The organism is Gordonia sp. G4 (assembly GCF_057770005.1).
In genome coordinates, this window is sequence record NZ_CM173442.1 from 542668 (window position 1) to 560820 (window position 18153).

General features: G+C 69.1%; 19 protein-coding genes. 3 read left to right on the plus strand and 16 right to left on the minus strand.

Going from position 1 to position 18153, the window contains the following annotated elements; translation table 11 throughout:
- Nucleotides 1–8: 8 nt before the first annotated feature.
- The 4 genes from AC3B5T_RS02185 to AC3B5T_RS02200 are packed head-to-tail and all read right to left on the minus strand — an operon-like array spanning nucleotide 9 to nucleotide 3308.
- On the minus strand, nucleotides 9–812 hold the full coding sequence (locus AC3B5T_RS02185; RefSeq protein ID WP_014928008.1) for a type III pantothenate kinase: 804 nt from the start codon (nucleotides 810–812) through the stop codon (nucleotides 9–11).
- Between the two features lie 17 nt (nucleotides 813–829).
- Nucleotides 830–1270: an aspartate 1-decarboxylase gene (panD, locus tag AC3B5T_RS02190; protein WP_014928009.1), complete on the minus strand. Its 441-nt coding sequence runs from the start codon at nucleotides 1268–1270 to the stop codon at nucleotides 830–832.
- Nucleotides 1271–1272: 2 nt separating this feature from the next.
- Complete coding sequence (gene panC, locus AC3B5T_RS02195) at nucleotides 1273–2220, minus strand: pantoate--beta-alanine ligase (protein WP_014928010.1); 948 nt, start codon at nucleotides 2218–2220, stop codon at nucleotides 1273–1275.
- Between the two features lie 23 nt (nucleotides 2221–2243).
- Nucleotides 2244–3308 carry a Rossmann-like and DUF2520 domain-containing protein gene (locus AC3B5T_RS02200; protein ID WP_055474408.1) on the minus strand — a complete coding sequence of 355 codons (1065 nt, stop codon included), beginning with the start codon at nucleotides 3306–3308 and terminating at the stop codon, nucleotides 2244–2246.
- Nucleotides 3309–3594: 286 nt separating this feature from the next.
- Here AC3B5T_RS02200 and AC3B5T_RS02205 point away from each other — a divergent pair, with 286 nt between their 5' ends.
- Both AC3B5T_RS02205 and AC3B5T_RS02210 read left to right on the plus strand, forming a co-directional pair.
- Complete coding sequence (locus AC3B5T_RS02205) at nucleotides 3595–4818, plus strand: serine/threonine-protein kinase (protein WP_488358194.1); 1224 nt, start codon at nucleotides 3595–3597, stop codon at nucleotides 4816–4818.
- Nucleotides 4803–4991, plus strand: a complete 189-nt coding sequence (locus AC3B5T_RS02210) for a hypothetical protein (RefSeq protein WP_488358196.1) — start codon at nucleotides 4803–4805, stop codon at nucleotides 4989–4991. The genes AC3B5T_RS02205 and AC3B5T_RS02210 overlap by 16 nt, the downstream gene beginning before the upstream one ends.
- A 30-nt stretch (nucleotides 4992–5021) precedes the next feature.
- Here AC3B5T_RS02210 and AC3B5T_RS02215 read toward each other — a convergent pair whose 3' ends face one another.
- From AC3B5T_RS02215 to hpt, 9 genes are all read right to left on the minus strand, one after another.
- On the minus strand, nucleotides 5022–5837 hold the full coding sequence (locus AC3B5T_RS02215; RefSeq protein ID WP_055474410.1) for a hypothetical protein: 816 nt from the start codon (nucleotides 5835–5837) through the stop codon (nucleotides 5022–5024).
- A gap of 139 nt (nucleotides 5838–5976) precedes the next feature.
- The gene (locus AC3B5T_RS02220; RefSeq protein ID WP_055474411.1) at nucleotides 5977–7314 is read right to left on the minus strand and encodes a DUF6779 domain-containing protein; all 1338 of its coding nucleotides are present in this window, start codon (nucleotides 7312–7314) and stop codon (nucleotides 5977–5979) included.
- A gap of 115 nt (nucleotides 7315–7429) precedes the next feature.
- On the minus strand, nucleotides 7430–7945 hold the full coding sequence (locus AC3B5T_RS02225; protein ID WP_055474412.1) for a DUF3180 domain-containing protein: 516 nt from the start codon (nucleotides 7943–7945) through the stop codon (nucleotides 7430–7432).
- Nucleotides 7942–8460, minus strand: coding sequence for a 2-amino-4-hydroxy-6-hydroxymethyldihydropteridine diphosphokinase (gene folK, locus AC3B5T_RS02230; RefSeq protein WP_010840695.1), 519 nt, complete (start codon nucleotides 8458–8460; stop codon nucleotides 7942–7944). Before folK ends, AC3B5T_RS02225 begins: the two co-directional genes overlap by 4 nt.
- On the minus strand, nucleotides 8457–8828 hold the full coding sequence (gene folB / locus AC3B5T_RS02235) for a dihydroneopterin aldolase (protein ID WP_010840696.1): 372 nt from the start codon (nucleotides 8826–8828) through the stop codon (nucleotides 8457–8459). The genes folK and folB overlap by 4 nt, the downstream gene beginning before the upstream one ends.
- Nucleotides 8821–9675, minus strand: coding sequence for a dihydropteroate synthase (gene folP, locus AC3B5T_RS02240; RefSeq protein WP_055474539.1), 855 nt, complete (start codon nucleotides 9673–9675; stop codon nucleotides 8821–8823). Before folP ends, folB begins: the two co-directional genes overlap by 8 nt.
- 50 nt (nucleotides 9676–9725) lie before the next feature.
- On the minus strand, nucleotides 9726–10337 hold the full coding sequence (gene folE / locus AC3B5T_RS02245; RefSeq protein WP_010840698.1) for a GTP cyclohydrolase I FolE: 612 nt from the start codon (nucleotides 10335–10337) through the stop codon (nucleotides 9726–9728).
- A gap of 9 nt (nucleotides 10338–10346) precedes the next feature.
- Entirely contained in the window at nucleotides 10347–12782 is a 2436-nt protein-coding gene (ftsH, locus tag AC3B5T_RS02250; RefSeq protein WP_488358198.1) for an ATP-dependent zinc metalloprotease FtsH, read from the minus strand.
- A gap of 159 nt (nucleotides 12783–12941) precedes the next feature.
- A complete protein-coding gene (hpt, locus tag AC3B5T_RS02255) occupies nucleotides 12942–13505 on the minus strand; it encodes a hypoxanthine phosphoribosyltransferase (RefSeq protein WP_010840700.1) in 564 nt (187 codons plus the stop codon).
- 332 nt (nucleotides 13506–13837) lie between these two features.
- Between hpt and AC3B5T_RS02260 the strand changes: the two genes are divergently transcribed.
- Complete coding sequence (locus AC3B5T_RS02260) at nucleotides 13838–14542, plus strand: DUF8020 domain-containing protein (protein WP_010840701.1); 705 nt, start codon at nucleotides 13838–13840, stop codon at nucleotides 14540–14542.
- A gap of 33 nt (nucleotides 14543–14575) precedes the next feature.
- On the opposite strand, the gene tilS is transcribed toward AC3B5T_RS02260, so the two are convergent.
- From tilS to dacB, 3 genes are read right to left on the minus strand one after another with little or no spacing between them, the layout of a single operon-like run.
- On the minus strand, nucleotides 14576–15529 hold the full coding sequence (gene tilS, locus AC3B5T_RS02265; RefSeq protein ID WP_055474414.1) for a tRNA lysidine(34) synthetase TilS: 954 nt from the start codon (nucleotides 15527–15529) through the stop codon (nucleotides 14576–14578).
- On the minus strand, nucleotides 15508–16662 hold the full coding sequence (locus tag AC3B5T_RS02270) for a zinc-dependent metalloprotease (RefSeq protein ID WP_055474540.1): 1155 nt from the start codon (nucleotides 16660–16662) through the stop codon (nucleotides 15508–15510). The genes tilS and AC3B5T_RS02270 overlap by 22 nt, the downstream gene beginning before the upstream one ends.
- Complete coding sequence (gene dacB / locus AC3B5T_RS02275; protein WP_055474415.1) at nucleotides 16659–18062, minus strand: D-alanyl-D-alanine carboxypeptidase/D-alanyl-D-alanine endopeptidase; 1404 nt, start codon at nucleotides 18060–18062, stop codon at nucleotides 16659–16661. Before dacB ends, AC3B5T_RS02270 begins: the two co-directional genes overlap by 4 nt.
- Nucleotides 18063–18153: the final 91 nt, after the last annotated feature.

Below are 18153 nucleotides of genomic sequence, written 5' to 3' on the forward strand. Positions count from 1 at the left end.
TCGTGAGATCACTTTCCGCGCCGCGGATTGGCTTTGGCCCGTTCGTGGACCAGGCGCAGACCCTCCAGGGTCAGATGCGGGTGATGATCGGTGAGCGAACGACATTCGTCGAACATGAGCGGTGCGAGGTAGCCGGTCGCGACGACGGTCACATCGTCGCCGTCGAATCCGGGGACGGTGTCGCAGACACGGTCGACCAGGCCGTCCACCTGACCGGCGAAGCCGTAGAGGATGCCCGACTGCAGCGCCTCGACCGTGTTCTTGCCGAGCACGCCGCGCGGCGGCATGAGCTCGACCTTGCGAACGGTCACCGTGTGCTCGGAGAGGGCCTCGACAGCGAGATTCACCCCGGGCGCGATCGCCCCGCCGAGGAACTCGCCCGACGCGGACACCGCGTCGACGACCGTTGCCGTGCCGAACGCGACCACGATGCAGGGCCCGCCGAATTCATGATGTGCGGCCAGACAATTGGAGACCCGGTCGGTGCCGACCTCCTTGGGGTTGTCGACCAGGAGCGGAACGCCGGTGCGCACGCCTGGTTCGAGCAGCACGTGCGGACCGTTACCGAAGTAGCGCGGCACCATGACGCGGAGTTCGCGCAGGAGCGACGGCACCGTCGACAACGCGCTCACACCGGTGACCTGGTCGATGTCGTCGCCGAGCATGCCGCGGAACGCCCACGCCAGTTCGTCGGCGGTGTAGTGCGGGTCGGTGTGGATTCGCCAGTCACGCACCAGACGTGCGTGATCCCCCACCCCCGCGTACACGCCGAGATGGATGTTGGTGTTCCCGACGTCGACGGTGAGCAGCATCGAAAGTTGTTGCCGCGTCAGAGCGAGGCGTCGGCGAAGATCGGACTGTCGAGGTGACGCGGGTCCAGCAGACCCGACCCCTCGGGCACGTCGGCCGGGTCGTCGCCCGTGGTCACGATGCGGTTCTGCGCGTCGACGAACACGACGTTCGGCGAGTACTCACGCAGTTCGGCCGCGTCGAGCATGCTGTAGGCGATGATGATGACGAGATCGCCCGGGTGGACGAGATGCGCCGCCGCGCCGTTGATCCCGATGACACCGCTGCCACGCTCACCGGCGATCGCGTAGGTCACGAGCCGGGCACCGTTGTCGATGTCGACGATGGTGACCTGCTCGCCCTCGAGCAGGCCCGCGGCATCGAGCAGGTCGGAGTCGATGGTGACCGAACCGACATAGTGCAGATCGGCCTGGGTCACGGTGGCGCGGTGGATCTTCGAGGTCATCATGGTGCGCAACATGGTCATCGTCCCTCTGTCGTGGTTGTGGTGGCATTGGTCCAGGCAAGTTCTTCTTCGAGCGCGGCGACTCCGCCGACCGTCACACCGACGTTGTCGATCAGGCGCGCGTTGCCGAGCCGCGCCGCGACGAGCAATCGTCCCGGTCCCTTCTCCGGCGGTTCGTCGAGCTGGCGTCCGCGCAGGGCGAGATAGTCGACCTCGATCTCGGGCACCGTGGCCAGCACCGACTGCGCGGCAGCCAGAATGGCGTCCCGGCCGCCCTCGGCCGCATGGGCGCCCGCGACGAGCGACGCCGAGATGGCCGTCGCCAGCTCGCGCTGCTCCGGGGTGAGGTAGCGGTTGCGCGACGACATGGCCAGCCCGTCGGATTCGCGCACGGTCGGAACCCCCACGATGTCGACGTCGAGGTTCAGATCGGTCACCATCTGCTTGATGAGCACCAGCTGCTGATAGTCCTTCTCGCCGAAGAACGCCGCGTTCGGTCCGACGATGTTGAGCAGCTTGAGGACCACGGTCAGCATCCCCGAGAAGTGCGTCGGACGCGAGACCCCGTCCAGGATTCCGCCCGCCTCTCCCGGGTGGACCGTCGTACGCGGGCCGTTCGGGTACATCGACGACGCGGACGGCGCGAACACCAACTCGACGCCCAGCGGCTCGAGCAGCGCGAGGTCGGCGTCGAGAGTGCGCGGATACGCGTCGAGGTCCTCGCCGGCGCCGAATTGCAGCGGGTTGACGAAGATGGACACCACGACGACCGTGTTGCCCTTCGCCTTGGCGGCCCGGACGAGTTCGAGATGGCCGGCGTGCAGGGCACCCATGGTCGGAACGAGCACGACGCGCTTGCCCGACGCGCGGAGCGCGCGGGTGACGCGGGTCAGGGACGCCGGCTCACGATGCACGGTCATCCGTCCGGCCGAGTAGGTGGGCTGTTGCTCGAGCGGGCCGCTCACGCCGCCTCCTCCGCTTGGTGATGTCATCGGTCCTCCAGTGCGTCGATCAACGCCTGCGGCGCTTGGGTGTGGTCCGCGGCGCGTCGGGCGAGTGTGCGGTAGGCGTCGGCGATACCGTGCGGTCCCGTCCCGCCGGGAACGGTGCGCAGCGCTGCCAGGTGCCGGGTGACCGCGGGCGCGTCACCACGTGCGACCGGCCCGGTCAGTGCCGACGGCCCCAGTTCCAGCACATTGCGCAGCGACGCCGCGACCAGCGGGCCGAGGATGCGTTCGGCCAGGCGGTTGCCGTGTCCGTCGACGGTCGCGGTGTCACGGCCGGAGTGGTCGATCGCGGCATTGAGCGCGACGACCGCGTCGGAGATCAGGGCGATCAGATGGTTGGCGCCGTGCGCGAGGGCGGCGTGGTAGAGCGTGCGATCGGCTTCGGCGATCCGGACCGGGTCGCCGCCCATCTCCAGGACCAGCGACGATGCGATCGCCTCACCCACCGCGTCGGCGGCGGTGATCGCGAAGCACGCATTGGTGAGGCGAGCCGTGTCGTCCTCGGAGCCGACGAACGTCATCGCGGGATGCAGGGCGATCGCGAGGGCCCCACGATCGGTCAGCGGTTGCAGCACGGCCACTCCGTGCGCGCCCGCGGTGTGCGCGACGATCGTCCCGGGCCGGAGCGAATCGGACGCGGCGATCTCGTCGACGACGGCACCCAGGGTCGCGTCGGGCACGCTGACCAGTAACAGCTCGGACCGTGCGACGACCTCGTCGAGATCGAGGATCTCGGAATCGGGGAGCCGGCGCGCAGCGCGGCCACGGGACTCGGGCGAGCGGGCGACGACGGCGCCGACCACGTGCCCGGCCTTCTCCAGCGCCTCACCCAACGCCGTTCCGACGCGGCCGGCAGACACGAGACCGACGGTGAGTCGGGCGGGGGCCGGCAGGTTCGTCATGCCGGCAAACGGATCGGTGGAAGCGGACCGGGGATACGCGTCGTCCGCGAACGGGTGATGGGCGTGCAGATCATCGCCGAAGGCGTCATCGCCACCGGTCCGCCGTGCAGACGGCATACCGGCATCACCGCTCGGTGAGGTCACCGCTGTCCTCCAGAGTGTCGTTCCAGTCCCGCCTCTGCCGGATCGACCGTCACGTGAGCGGACTCATCGCGGCGGCGTCGGCACGGGTACCAGACGTTGCAGAGCAAGAGTAGGTCCGACACCGCGGCCGGTGCCAATGTCTGTGACAGGTGTCACCCCGTGGTGGGCCCGGGCTGCACCCCGGACATGTCGATCCAACGACCGAACCCCCGGTGACCTGGGCCGAAGCGGCGTAGTCTGAGGCGGCCGCCGTTCACCCCGACACGCCCACACACGAAGGTCCGCCATGAGCTTGGAACCGGGCACAGAGTTCGCCGGATACACGGTCGTGCGCAAGATCGGTGCCGGCGGCATGGGCGAGGTGTACCTCGTCCGCCATCCTCGGCTGCCCCGCCACGACGTCATCAAGGTGCTGGCCGAGCACGTGTCGAACGATCCGACCTTCCGCGCCCGGTTCACCCGCGAGGCCGACCTCGCCGCCCAGCTCGACCATCCCTGCATCGTCAGCGTCTACGACCGTGGCGAGGTGGACGGACGCCTCTGGATCTCGATGCAGTACGTGCGCGGCACCGACGCGGCGGCGCTGCTCTCCACCGTTCCCGGCGGCCTTCCACTCGCCGATGTGGCGGCGGTGGGCGACGCCATCGGTGCCGCCCTCGATCACGCGCACCGTTCCGGCCTGCTCCATCGCGACGTCAAGCCGGCCAACATCCTGATCAGCGCCGAAGAGCCCGGCCCGCGATTCCCGGGTGGATCCGTGCAACGACGAATCCGTCTGGCCGACTTCGGTATCGCCCGGTCGACCGACGGCGGCGCGACCTCACTCACCTCGACGGATCTGGTGATCGGGTCCTTCCCCTATTCGTCACCCGAACAACTCTCCGCCCAGACCCTCGATGCCCGCAGCGACGTGTACTCACTGTCCTGCAGCATCTTCGAATTACTCACCGGCACAGTACCCTTCAGCGCACGCACGCCCGCGATGATGATCCACCACCACCTCAGCACGCCCCCCCCGGAGGTGTCCGCACTCCGGCCCGACGTCCCCCGGGCGGTGTCCGACGTCGTGCGTTCCGGCCTCGCCAAGAACCGCGCGGACCGGCCACCGTCGGCCGGAGCGTTTGCCGCCGAACTCCGTTCGGCGATCGACACCACGACGTTCGTCCCCCGCTCCGACCGCACGATGCGCGCCCGAGCCCCCTCGCACCGACATCCGCACCGACCCCGGCTCCGCTTCCCCCGACCGTCCTCGCGTCCACCGCCGCGATTCCCACGGCCGCCGCGACCCCGCCGGGAAGCAACCCGGCGGGTCCCGCTCCGCCGTCGTCCCACCTGCGCGCGACGGCGTACTCCGAGTTGCCGGGACACACTGTGCCACAGTATGATCCGACTCCATCGACGGTGCGGGCCTCGCGCGATCTCCCGGTGCTGGACTCGCCTGCGGCCGGCGCCGGCGCGTCCCGGCGGACCACCGCGTCGCTCGCCTGCGGCGTGGTGGCGGTTCCGTTGAGCGTCGTCGGCGGGATGGGTCTCCCGGTCGGTGTGGCCGGTTGGTATCTGGCCGGTCGCGGTCAGCCGAGTTCGGCCGGACGGCTCGCGCAGGCGCTGTGTGCGTTGGGCATCGCCCTGAGTCTGGGGTTCATCGTGTTCACCGTCGGACGTGCCGTCACGATGCAGTTCTGACCGGAATTCGTTGTCACAGCACCGCTTTCGTCAGCGTCGATGATCGGCGACACGGGTCTGCTGCGGGTCGCGACCCGGCCGGGACTGCTGCGGATCGCGCCCCTGCCGGGACAGGGCACCGAACACCGAATCCACCACCCAGAGGGTCACGATCCCCGCCACGACGTCGACCACATCGTCGAACGGTGAACGGAACCTCGGCGAGAACGGATCCAGTACCTGCGAGGCCGGAACGTCGAGCAGTCTCCCCGTGCCGTCGACGATCGCATCGACCGGATTCGACGCCCAGCCCTCGTAGGCGTTGATCGCCAACAGCGCGATGACCGGTATCGCGAGCAACCACCAGAATCCGCGCCGCCGCGCGACCGACCACGCCACGATCAGCAACACGACGAAGGCGGGCATGTTCTCCGAACAGAAGGTGAGGATCGGGTACTCCCCCGACCGCACCAGGACAGGCACCTGCCCGCCCCAGAATCCGAGTGCACCGACCGCACCGATCACCACTGCGATACCCGATCGAAGGGGGCTCCGCGCCCAGATCCCCAGCACGAGAACCATGTACAGCGGCATCAGCGCCGTCAGCGACCAGATGAGCAGCAGACTGGCCTCGGGGCCGTTGGCCTGCAGGTTCGCGTAGTACTCGGGGAACGGAGTGCCGTCGAGCGGGTCGAAGGCGAAGAGCCACAGCACAGTCGGCCACCAGGCGATCACCGGCAGGAACAGGGCGGCGCTCACCAGTGACTGCTTGACCGCGTTCCCGCGGTCGGTGTGGCGGATCGCGGCGAAGGACGGACCGGACCCGGGCCCGAAACCGAACTCCCCACCAGCGAGCGTCTCGCTCATACGGGAATACTAGGGCGATCGTCCAACTCGCACGGGCTAATCCGTGGTGACGTCACAGATGTGACCCGAACGGATGACAGAACGTACAGCGATCGACCGCGAGCGTCCTCGCATGCCAGAACGCCCGGAGTGTCGGGCCTCAGCCGTTCCGGCGCCGGCGCCCGCCCCCGGACGTCTCCGTCTGCGAACGCAACTGGTTCAGGAGTTCGGAGACCGGGAGCCCCGCCGAATGTGCGGACTCCGCGTCGTCGTCGGCCGCACGGCGTCGGCGGCCACCGCCGTAGGACTCCACGGCCCGGCCGCCGGGCTGGTTCTCATGGCGCCCCGCGGCACCGAGGAACGCGGGTGGCTCCACCTCGTCGGCGTCGGTGACGGGCGGGGCGTCGGTGACGGGCGGGGCATCGGTATCCGGAGTGACGACAGGCTGCGCCCCGGTCGACCACTCGTCGGTCGGGGTGTCGTCGGTGTAGAGCGGCTGGTCCGCGGGGTCGACCCGCGCCCGGGTCTCGGCGGATGGGGGTGTCGGCTCCTCGGCCTCGTTTCCGAGGTAGAAGCCGCCGGAGAACGGCAGCGACGTGGACTCCGCCTTACCCGCACCCGAGTCCCCGGTGGTCGAGTCGGAATGTTCGGTGTCGACGATCTCGGCGTCGGACACATCGGCATCGGACACATCGGCCTGGGAGGCCTCGCCGCCTGACGTCCGGTCGCCGGCCGTGGAATCGGCCGACGTGTTCGTCTCGGCGACCTCGTCGGGCGAGACCTCGGTCGCGATACGGCCGGAGATCGGATCGTCGGTGACGATCGGGATCACCTCGGTCATCTCGTTGGGGTCGACCGAACCCGTGTGTCTACCGTCGTCCGCGGTGGGTGCGGTGGCGGCGAAGTCGCGGGCGGCGAGCGCCCCGTCGTCGGCGTAGGTGGCGCCATAGGAGGACACGCCGCCGAAGTCGCCGCCGAATGTCCCGGATCGGCGGCCGGTGCGGGATTCGTCGTTCAGGCCCGAGGCCAGTTCGCGCATCTTCTCGCTGGACAGCGCGGCCCGCTGGTCCGGGAGCGGTTCGCCGAGGAGCATCTCCAGGCTGGACCGCAACGCCAGGACCTGAGCCTTCAATTCGGAGAGTTCCTCGTTCGACTCTGCGGTGACCTCCTTGCGGATGGTCGTCTCGACGTCGAGCTCGTACTGACGTCGTGCCGCGATCTCACGTTCCAGCTGCAATTCGTAGACGAGTCGCAGGTCCCGGCTCTTCGCCTCCGCACTCTCGGCCTGCCGCCGGAACTTGGTCACCAGGATCGCGCCGATGACGGCTGCCCAGAGCGCTGCGATGACCGCCAGCGAGCCGGTGATCGACAAACGGTCGGTGAAGACCATGAGGATGCTGGCCACCAGCGCGAGCACGATCAACAGGCCGAGCAACCACTGAGCCGGCGACCGACTCGAGCGGCGCGAGTCGGCGGCACGGCCGTTCGAGGTCGTCATGATCGTGAATTTACAGGCTGTGAGTACATTCGGACGTCAGGCGGGTGCGGAGTTTCTCAGATAGTCCGCATGTTAGGCGATGCGTCGACGGGACGACCGCCGCTCGCGGCAACCGTCACGAATCGCCCACCGCGGACGGGTCGTCGGGGGCCCGGCAGCAGTACTCGAGCCACAGCGCGGCACCGACGAGGACCGCCCCGCCGATCAGCCCGACGATGGCACCCGGCCGGTCGTGGTCGGCCGCGGCCAGATCGTGCTGACCGAGCAGGAACGCGAGCAATCCCAGCCAGACCCCGACCGCGATCGCACCGAGGATCGCAGAAGCCTTGGCCAGGGCCAGCACTCGCGCGGCCGTGAGCGGATGGAGTTGTCCCCGGGCGCGACCCACATCGCGGGATTCGACCCGGGAGCGGACTACGAAGGCGATGACGATCTCGAGTGCCGCAAGCACATACAGCACGACACCGGCGAGCAGCGGTAACGGCGGGAGATCGGAGTAGTTGTACCGCACCAGCATCCACGCGACGATCGCGGTGACCGCCGCGATCGCGGCCAGATCACGGACCCGGGTGGGGCCGAGGCCGGCCTCCTCGTCGTCCTGCTCCGGCCGGCGCGGATCCGGTGCACTCACGGCTCGCCCCCGGTCAGGCGGCCGACCGGCTGCACCGCATCCCGCTCGGCGGCGTCGAGCCCGGCGACGAGATCGGCGACCGCGCGTTCGCCGGCCGGCGTCCACAGGGTGGCGTCGGGCTCGATCTCCAGCCACGGGACGAGGACGAAAGCCCGTTGCGCCGCACGGGGATGGGGCAGCGTCAGGTCCGGTCCGTCGGTCACGACAACTCCGTCAGAATCAGACACACTGATCACGTCGACGTCGAGAGTTCTTGGTCCCCAGCGGATCTCCCGCGTCCGCTCGGCCGCCCGCTCGAGTTCGAAACCACGCTCGAGCCACTGTCGGGCATCGTACGGTCCGTCGACGACGAGCGTGATGTTGCGGAAGTCGTCCTGCTCGACCCCACCCCATGGGGGCGTCGAGTACACCGCGGACACCGCGACCAGCTCGTCGGCGAAGCCCTCGACGACCGAACGCAGGTGCGCGGTCGGGTCACCGACGTTGGACCCCGCCGAGAGCACCGCGCGGCTCATCGCGTCCCCTTGCGGGAACGTCGGGTCACCACCGCGACGTCGTCGAAGGTCAGCGGGATCGGCGCCGACGGCTTGTGCACGGTCACCTCGCACGCACTGATGCGCTCGTCGGTCATGATCGAGTCGGCCACCTCGGCGCCCACCTTCTCGATGAGGTTGCGCGGTTCGCCCCCGACGATGCCGGCGACCTGCTGCGCGAGCGCACCGTAGTCGACGGTGTCGGCGAGATCGTCGGACTCCCCCGCGGCCTGCAGATCCAGCCAGAGCACGACGTCGATGAAGAAGTCCTGGCCGTCGGCGCGCTCGTGGTCGAAGACACCGTGATTGCCCCGGACCTTCAGCCCGCGCAGTTCGATCCGATCAGCCATTCGTCTCTCCTACCGGTGATGAGGTTCGGGAACCGCCTGCGCGCCACGCCGCGGCGACCGCGACCGCGTCGCGACTGCTCGCCACGTCGTGCACGCGCACGCCCCACGCACCCGCGGCGGCGGCGAGTGCCGAGACGGACGCGGTCGCGACATCGCGCCCCGCGGGCGGGCGGTCCGCGCCGTCGCGGCTGAGCAGCGTGCCGAGGAAACGTTTGCGGGAGGCCCCGACCAGAATCGGGAAGCCCAGCCCGGTGAAGGTGGGTAAGGCGTGCAGCAGGGCCCAGTTGTGTTCGGCGGTCTTGGCGAAGCCCAGTCCCGGGTCGAGGATCAGGCGGTCGGCGTCGACCCCGGCCGACACCGCGGCGTCGACCTGGGCGAGCAGTTCACCACTGACCTCGGCGACCACATCCCGGTAACCCCCGACATCTCCGCTGCGGTGGGTGAACCGACGGTCGGCGGTGTCGCCGGCCGGGCGCCAGTGCATGAGAATCCACGGCACCCCCGCGTCCGCGACGACCCGTGCCATGTCGGCGTCGGCCCGCCCGCCCGAGACGTCGTTGACGATGGCCGCACCGGCTTCCACCGCTGCGGCGGCCACCGGCGCCCGCATCGTGTCGACCGACACGGCCACCCCGCGCGCGGCGAGTTTGCTGATCACCGGCACGACGCGAGCCGTCTCGAGTTCGGGGTCGACCCGGACCGCGCCGGGGCGGGTGGATTCGCCGCCGACGTCGATGAGGTCGGCACCCTGGTCGATCAGTTCGAGACCGTGCGCGATCGCCGCATCGGCGTCGAGGTAGCGACCGCCGTCGGAGAACGAGTCGGCGGTGACGTTGAGGACACCCATCACCAGGGTCCGGTGCACTCCGCCGCGGGCGGGAACCGCGTGCGGCGTCGTCACCGGGTGATCAGGTCGAGGGCTTCGCCGCGGGAGACCGCACTGGTCTTGAAGATGCCGCGCACCGCCGACGTCGTCGTCGTCGCGCCCGGCTTGCGGATCCCCCGCATCGCCATGCACAGATGCTCGGCCTCGATCACCACGATCACCCCGCGGGGCTCGAGCCTGCGCATCATGGCGTCGGCGATCTGACTGGTGAGCCGTTCCTGGACCTGCGGGCGCTTCGCGTACAGGTCGACGAGCCGGGCCAGCTTCGACAGGCCGGTGACCCGACCCGACGCGCCGGGGATGTAGCCGACGTGGGCGACCCCGTGGAACGAGACCAGATGGTGCTCGCAGGTCGAGTACATCGGGATGTCCTTGACCAGCACCATCTCGTCATGATCCTCGTCGAACGTCGTCGCGAGGACTTCGTCGGGCTCGGTGTAGAGACCGGCGAACATCTCCCGGTATGCATTCGCCACCCGCGTCGGGGTCCGGAGGAGACCTTCCCGGTCGGGGTCCTCGCCGACGGCCAGCAGCAATTCGCGGACCGCGGCCTCGGCGCGCGCCTGGTCGAAGTCCCCTCGAGGTCCGGCGAGTTCGGCGTCCTGCCGCTCGTTGATGCTCATCCAGCCACTTTACGAAGTCGGCCGAGAGTCGTCGTCATCGGCGCGGTGTCCCCACCCGTTGGCCTCGCCGTTACGGCCCGGGCGCGGCGCCGACTCGGGCGGCCAGCCGGGGGCGGACCAGTCTCGTGGCGCGCCGTAGTCCGGACGCGTTCGTCCGCCGTACGGCCCGCCCGGCTCCGGCGGCGTCCGACCGGAGCCCGAGTCGCGGTATCCCGGATCCGGGTACTGCGGGTTACCGGGGTTCGGGTAACTCGGGTTCGGATAGTTCGGGTTCGGATAGTTCGGGTTCGGATAACCGGGGTTCGGATACTGCGGGGGATGGTGCTGATCCGGATACCCGGGGTCGGGGTACCGGGGTTCCGGATTGCCCTGAACCGGCGGTGTCGGTCCGCCCGACGTCCCCGGTTCGGGGTACATCGGCGGATAGTTCGGCACCTGGCCCGGGACCTGCGGTGCACCTGGATAACCGGCTCCCACCGGTTCGGGGATCTTGGCCGGCTCCGGCGGCGGCCACGGCTCACCGCGTTCGATGGCCAGCTCGCCCGGCGTCTTCACCGGCGGCTTGTCGCTGGGAGTGCGCTCGCCGAAGTCGTTGAAGGCGGTGATCCGCGGACGCTTGTCCACATCGGAGAAGATCTTCTCCAGATCCTTGCGGGTCAGCGTCTCCTTCTCGAGGAGCTGGGTGGCGAGCACGTCGAGGGTGTCCCGGTACTCGGTCAGGATGGCCCACGCCTCGGTGTGCGCGGCCTCGATCAGCCGGCGTACCTCGTCGTCGATCTCGCTCGCGATCTCCGCGGAGTAATCGGTGTGCGAGCCCATCGACCGGCCGAGGAACGGGTCGCCCTGATCCTGGCCGTAACGCACGGCACCCAGCTTGGAACTCATGCCGTACTCGGTGACCATCGCCCGCGCGATCTTCGTCGCCTGGTCGATGTCCGACGACGCACCGGTCGTCGGTTCGTGGAACACGAGTTCCTCGGCCGCACGACCGCCCATGGCCATCACCAGCCGCGCGATCATCTCCGAGCGGGTCATCAGGTCCTTGTCCTGCTCGGGGACGGCCAGCGCGTGGCCGCCGGTCCGCCCGCGCGCCAGGATCGTGACCTTGTAGATCGGATCGAGATCGGGCATCGCCCATGCGGCGAGGGTGTGTCCGCCCTCGTGGTAGGCCACCACCTTGCGCTCGTGCTCACTGATGATCCGGGACTTGCGGCGCGGTCCGCCGATGACCCGGTCGACCGCCTCCTCGAGGGCCTCGGCAGTGATCGTCTGCTTGTTCTCGCGCGCGGTGAGCAGCGCCGCCTCGTTGACGACGTTGGCCAGATCGGCGCCCGACATCCCGGGCGTGCGCTTGGCCAGACCGTCGAGGTCGGCGTCGGGATCGATCGGCTTGCCCTTGGCGTGGACTTTCAGGATCGCCCGGCGACCGGCCATGTCGGGATTGCCGACCGGGATCTGGCGATCGAATCGGCCGGGGCGCAGGAGCGCCGGATCGAGGATGTCGGGGCGGTTCGTCGCCGCGATCAGGATGACGCCCGAGCGGTCACCGAAGCCGTCCATCTCGACGAGCAGCTGGTTGAGGGTCTGCTCGCGTTCGTCGTGACCACCGCCGAGGCCCGCGCCGCGCTGGCGTCCGACGGCGTCGATCTCGTCGACGAAGATGATGCACGGACTGTTGTTCTTGGCCTGCTCGAACAGATCGCGCACGCGGGATGCACCCACACCGACGAACATCTCGACGAAGTCCGAACCGGAGATCGTGAAGAACGGGACCCCGGCCTCACCGGCGACCGCCCGGGCCAGCAGCGTCTTGCCCGTTCCGGGTGGGCCGAAGAGCAGCACACCCCGGGGGATCTTCGCGCCCAGCGCCTGATAGCGCGCCGGATTCTGCAGGAAGTCCTTGATCTCGTAGAGCTCCTCGACGGCCTCGTCGGCGCCCGCGACATCGGCGAACGTCGTCTTCGGCATGTCCTTGCTGAGCTGCTTGGCCTTCGACTTGCCGAAGCCCATGACGCCGCCGCGACCACCGCCCTGCATGCGGCTCATCACGAAGAAGAACAAGCCGAACAGCAGGATCATCGGGAGCACGAAGATGAGGATCTGCCACAGGACGGACTGCTCGTTGACGTTGGTCGTGTACGGCGCGCCCGTGCCCTGGACGGCCTCGAAGACCTGGTCACCCGCCTGCGCCGGGTACTTGGCACTGATCTTGCCGGCGTCGGCGTCGTTGACCTTGATCGGGGACTTGAGCTCGATCCGGAGCTGCTGCTCGCGATCGTCGATGCTGACGAACTTGGTGTTCTTGTCGTTGAGTTGCTGCAGTGCGACGGAGGTGTCGACGCCGCGGTACTCCCGGCCGGAGTCGCTCATCACGCTCCAGCCCCACAGGGCGAGCAGGATGAGCGCCAGGATGGCGAGGTTGCGGAAGACTGTCTTACGGTTCATGCCAGTTGGTGGGGGTCGAGCGGGCTCGCGGGATCGAGTCCCGGTGCCGACGCCGTTCCCATGTCCTTCCCGTCGACGTACACATTGAGGCTACCGGTCAACGATCGCGCTGGTGAAACCGTTCCCTCGCAGGTCGGGCACGTGTGGCGCCCCGGAGCATCAGTGCGTGTACACCGACGGCTTCAGCCGGCCGATGTACGGCAGGTCGCGGTAGCGCTCGGCATAGTCGAGGCCGTAGCCGACGACGAACTCGTTCGGGATGTCGAAACCGACGTCGGCGACCCGGATCGTGGAGCGGACGGCGTCGGGTTTGCGCAGCAGGGCGCACACCTCGAGGCTGCGCGGCGAACGCGTCGCGAGGTTCTTCATCAGCCACGACAGCGTCAGGCCCGAGTCGATGATGTCCTCGACGATCAGGACGTCCCGGCCCTCGATGTCGCGGTCGAGGTCTTTGAGGATGCGGACCACGCCCGACGACGATGTCGACGACCCGTAGCTCGACACCGCCATGAACTCCATCTGCGACGGGATCGGCAGGGACCGCGCGAAGTCCGTCATGAACATGATGGCGCCCTTCAGGACACCGATGAGGACCAGATCCTCTTCGATGTCGGCGTAGCGCGATGCCACGGACTGGGCGAGTTCGGCGGTTCGCTGTTTGATCTCCTCTTCGGTGATCAGCACAGCGTCGATGTCAGCGGCGTACGGGTCGGCAGACTGCACGCTCCCAGCTTGTCATGTTTTCGCGGTGCCGCGGCGAACGGGGTACCTCTCCGGGGCTCCGCGGACGCACGCCGGGAATGGCCGCGGCCTACCTGCGGTTTTTCGCTAAATTGCCAGTTCAAACCATTTATGGCCATTCACGTCGACATTTCGCGGAATTGCTATGCGGATAACGGTCACATAACAACTCATCACACGGGCACCATTCCTCGAGGTTGCGTTTCGATGTGGATCGAGCGTCTGACATTCTCGAAAACAGAGAGCTGAGCACCAGACCTCTGATATCCCCTCCCTTCTCACGCCCTGTCCCGTGTGGACAAGAAGGAGCACTCGTGTTCCCCACTTCGCGTATCCCCCTGCGCAAAAAACGCCTCAGCGTGATTCTGTGTCTGGCCACCGCAGTCGTCACGGTGTTCGCCGCCACCGCCGAAGCTGCACCTCAGAAGGCCCCGGCGGCCACCTATGACGCGTCCTGGAATGCCTCGGCGCTCACTCTCACGGTGCACAACGCATCCGTGAGCACGGAGAACGGGAATGTGACGGTTCGGGATACCGCCGGCGCAGAACTCTTCCGCATGCCGCTGAACTACCGCAGCGAATTCCGACAGTTTCCCATCGACGCGCGAATCGCGGGGAACGCCGTGACCCTCATTCCGTCCCGTGAGGTCTCGCGTTCGTCGGCGGTCAATCCGACCGAGGTCGAGAGTTTGCGCGGCATTGCCCGGCACAATGTCGCGGCGCCGCAGACGCGACAAGAACGCGACGACCAGGCTCTCGAACGATTCCAATCACAACTCCGGGCCGGAACCTCGATCGGCACATTGGTCGGTACTGTCGTCGGCGGAATCGTCGGCGGCGTGATCGGGTGCGTCATCGGCCTGGCCGCCGCGGTGGTGGGCTGCCTGGTGGGCGTCGCGCCGGCCGCCGCGATCGGCGGCATCGCCGGTCTCGCCCTCGGCGGCGGCGGCACCCTGATCGGTGCCGGGATCCAGTACTTCCAGACGATCAACTCGCCCTTCGTGCCGCCTCGGCGCTGAGGGAACGTAGTACTTCCACGACGACGGTCCGTCTCACCTCGCGGTGAGGCGGACCGTCAGTGTTTCGCCCGTACGGACGACGACACGGCGGACGTCGGGGTCGCCGCCGACGGCGATCTGGGTCCGGTCGGCGACGGCGGCCGAGTCCAGGAGGCCCGCCACGGCCGTGACGACCCGATGGGTCGGCTCGGTCGCCCCGATGTCGAGCAGCCAGGCACGCAGGGCTCGCGTCCGAACCGCGAGTGGCGCGTCGCGAAGCGGGCCGACGGCCAGGACGTCGCCGCGTGCGGCCTCGGCGAGGACGCGGGCCGCCCACTCGTCGAGTGCATCGTTGTCGGCCTGCAGCCCCTCGGCGGTGCGACCCAGCGCGTCGACGACGCCGCCGTGGAGCACGTCCTCCAGCAACGGCAGGACCTCGGATCGCAGACGGACGCGGGTGAACCGCGGATCGCGGTTGTGCGGGTCGTGATGGGGTGCGAGACCGAGTTCGGTACAGGCCGCCAGCGTCTGCTGCCTCCGGACCCCGAGGAACGGTCTGGCCCACGGGTCGTTCCAGGCACGCATGCCGGCGATCGATCGTGAGCCGGATCCGCGCGCCAGCCCGAGCAGCACGGTCTCGGCCTGGTCGTCGGCGGTGTGGCCGAGCAGAACCGGCCGACCACCGCGGGCCTCGTCGAGGGCTGCGTACCGGGCATCGCGAGCGGCGGCCTCGAGACCTCCACCACGTCCGACGCGCACCGGCAGGACATGGACTCGGGCGCCCAGGACACGCGCCGCGTCGGCCGCGGCCACTGCCACCCGCGCGGAGTCCGGCTGGAGTCCGTGATCGACGATCAGCGCGGTGACGTCGAGACCGGCACCGACGGCGGCCGCGGTCAGCGCGAGCGAGTCCGGCCCGCCGGAGAGTCCGACGCAGACCTCCGGCCCGACCCGATGAGCGGCCGCGAATTCCGCGACCGCCCGCCTCACAAGACCCGCTGAATCCATGCCTGCGGGTCGTCGATCTCGTTCGGCAGCGGCATCGTGTCCGGCGAGGTCCAGACCGTGTTGAACCGCTCCATCCCGACTGCCTCGACCACCGCGTCGACGAAGGCTTTTCCTCGGATGTACTGCGCGAGCTTGGCGTCCATCCCGATGAGGGCCCGGATGATCCGCTGCACCGGATTCTGCGGTGCGGTGCGTCGTTTGTCGAAGGCGGTGCGGATGCGCGCCACCGACGGCACATGCACCGGGCCCACCGCATCCATGACGTGGTCGGCGTGCCCCTCGAGCAAGGTGCCGAGAACCATCATGCGCTGGAAAGCGGCGTGCTGTTCGGGGCTCTGCAGCAGCTGCATCGCGCCGATCACGCCCTTCTCGCGCGGACCATCGGAACCCTTGAGGGCCTTCGTCATCCGAGTGACGATCTCGGTCGTCGACTCGCCGGCGTCGGAGGTGAGCACCGCGACGTTGTCCTGCATGTAGTCCCGCAGCCACGGGTTGGCCGAGAACTGCACACGGTGGGTGACCTCGTGGAGGCACACCCACAGCCGGAAGTCCGACGGGATCACCTTGAGCTGGCGTTCGACGTTGATGATGTTCGGCGTCACCACCATCAGCACACCGGGCTCGCCGGTCTCCGGATCGGGCGTGAACGGATCGTACTGACCGAGGATCGCGGTGGAGAGGAACGCGAGCAGACCACCGGCCTGCAGTCCGCCGAATCGTGCCGCGAGCCCCGGCGATCCCGCGTCGGTGGACTCGTCGTCCGAACCGAGCATCGATCGCATCGACAGGGACGCCGCGTCGATCCAGCCGGCCCGGTCGAGGACTCGGGTGGTCGGTACGCGCAGGCCGTCGGCCAGGCCCGTGACCTCTCGCACCGGGGCTTCGGCGCGGGTGGCGGCATCGGCCAGTTCCGCGCGGGCCGCCTCGTAGGTGTACGACGTCGTCTTCGGGCCGGGCCGGGCGAGTCGTTTCGCCGTCGAGGCCGCCAGCGACCAGTCGATCTGCGAGCCGATACCCGGGTGGCGTTCCCGGTCGGCGGATTCCTCGACGCCCGATTCCGGAGCGGTCCCGGTCTCGGCTCCGGCGTTCCCGGCGTCCGTGGTCTCCGACCCGGCGATTCCTGACGTGATCATCGGCACCCGCACTCTCTCAGTTGGCCCACCACGGCATCGAGGGCGGGTCGCGCGTCCGCCGGCGAGGTGCCGCCGGACATCAGGGCGAACGACAGCACGCGGCCGTCGACTGTCTGCACTATGCCGGTCAACGAACTCACCCCGGTGAGTGTTCCGGTCTTCGCCCGCGCCCAGCCCGCACCGGGATTGTCGGCGGCGTCGAACCGGTCCGCGAGGGTGCCGGTACCGCCGGCGATCGGCAGACCGTCGAGCATGGGGCGCAGCGCCGGCCTGCTCGGCCCGCTCGCCGCTGTCATCACCGTGTCGAGCAACTCCGGCGTGGTCCGGTTGGCGTAGGAGATCCCCGACGCGTCGTGCAGCGTCGTACCGGCCCACTGGTCCGGGAACATCGACGACAGCACCTGTTCGATCGCGTCGACGCCGCCGGCGTGCGTGGGCGGCCCGCCGCGGTGCACCGAGAGTTCGACGGCGAGCGTCTCGGCGAGCACGTTGTCGCTGTAGCGCAGCATGTCGTTGACCCGCGTCACCAGCGGGGCCGACTGGACCTTCGCGATCACGCGTTCGTCCCCGGACCCGGTCGGCGCGGTACCGGTCACCTCGGTGACGGGCGCTTCGACGTCGAGGGCGGCGGCCAGCGCCTCCCCCGCCATGAGGCCCGGGGTCGCGGTACGCGGCGAGTATTCGTCCAGCGGTTCCCGCCGGGCACCGTCGACCATCAGCGATTCGATCGGGGCGATGTCGCCGCCCTGGATGTCCCGGCGATCCCAGGTGGTGTCCATCGTGGGTCCCGAGAAGGCGCTCAGGTCGACGGCCACCGAGGTCACCGGGATCTCGGTCTCCTCGATCTGGCGCGCGAGGTCGGCGATGCGACCCGGATCGGTGTAGAAGGTGTCGGTCCCGGCGGGCTGGGCCGACAGGGTGGGATCACCGGCACCGCGGAGGATGACCTGTCCGTTGCTGCCGGCCACCACCGTCGTCGTCAGTCGCTGATCGTGGGGCACGGCGTCGAGGACGGCGGCGGCGGTCAGGATCTTGGCGTTCGACGCGGGGATCCGCGGACGCTCCGGGTCGCTGGTCCACAGGACCGCGCCGGTGAGCGAGTCGCTGATCATGCCGGTGAGTTCGCCGAGGGCGGGGTTGCGCAGTGCCGGAGCGATCGCGCGTGACACACCCTGCGGCGTCGGCTCGGGCGCCGAGGCGGCCACCGGGTCGATCCGCGGATCGACGGCGACCGCGGCGGGTTGCGGTGGCACTCCCGGCGGGAGCTCCGGTTCCCGATCGAGGCGGAGTGCGATCACGACCGAGGCCGCGGCGACCAGGGCCAGGATCACCACCGCGGTGACCGTCCACCACAGGAGTCTCCGACCGCGGCGACCGCCGTTTCGGGTGGATGCGCCCACAAAACCTCCGGGTCTCTCGCGGTTCACGGTCGATTGAACGGCCGGATGTACGCACAATGAGGGGTACGAACATCGAGGTCGCCGGACCAAC

Excerpts from the sequence above, each read along its gene's own strand:
- AC3B5T_RS02185 (WP_014928008.1), bottom strand. The coding sequence starts at position 812 with ATGCTGCTCACCGTCGACGTCGGGAACACCAACATCCATCTCGGCGTG.
- panD (WP_014928009.1), bottom strand. The coding sequence starts at position 1,270 with ATGTTGCGCACCATGATGACCTCGAAGATCCACCGCGCCACCGTGACC.
- AC3B5T_RS02205 (WP_488358194.1), top strand. The coding sequence starts at position 3,595 with ATGAGCTTGGAACCGGGCACAGAGTTCGCCGGATACACGGTCGTGCGC.
- AC3B5T_RS02215 (WP_055474410.1), bottom strand. The coding sequence starts at position 5,837 with ATGAGCGAGACGCTCGCTGGTGGGGAGTTCGGTTTCGGGCCCGGGTCC.
- AC3B5T_RS02220 (WP_055474411.1), bottom strand. The coding sequence starts at position 7,314 with ATGACGACCTCGAACGGCCGTGCCGCCGACTCGCGCCGCTCGAGTCGG.
- folK (WP_010840695.1), bottom strand. The coding sequence starts at position 8,460 with ATGAGCCGCGCGGTGCTCTCGGCGGGGTCCAACGTCGGTGACCCGACC.
- folB (WP_010840696.1), bottom strand. The coding sequence starts at position 8,828 with ATGGCTGATCGGATCGAACTGCGCGGGCTGAAGGTCCGGGGCAATCAC.
- folP (WP_055474539.1), bottom strand. The coding sequence starts at position 9,675 with ATGGGTGTCCTCAACGTCACCGCCGACTCGTTCTCCGACGGCGGTCGC.
- folE (WP_010840698.1), bottom strand. The coding sequence starts at position 10,337 with ATGAGCATCAACGAGCGGCAGGACGCCGAACTCGCCGGACCTCGAGGG.
- ftsH (WP_488358198.1), bottom strand. The coding sequence starts at position 12,782 with ATGAACCGTAAGACAGTCTTCCGCAACCTCGCCATCCTGGCGCTCATC.
- tilS (WP_055474414.1), bottom strand. The coding sequence starts at position 15,529 with ATGGATTCAGCGGGTCTTGTGAGGCGGGCGGTCGCGGAATTCGCGGCC.
- AC3B5T_RS02270 (WP_055474540.1), bottom strand. The coding sequence starts at position 16,662 with ATGATCACGTCAGGAATCGCCGGGTCGGAGACCACGGACGCCGGGAAC.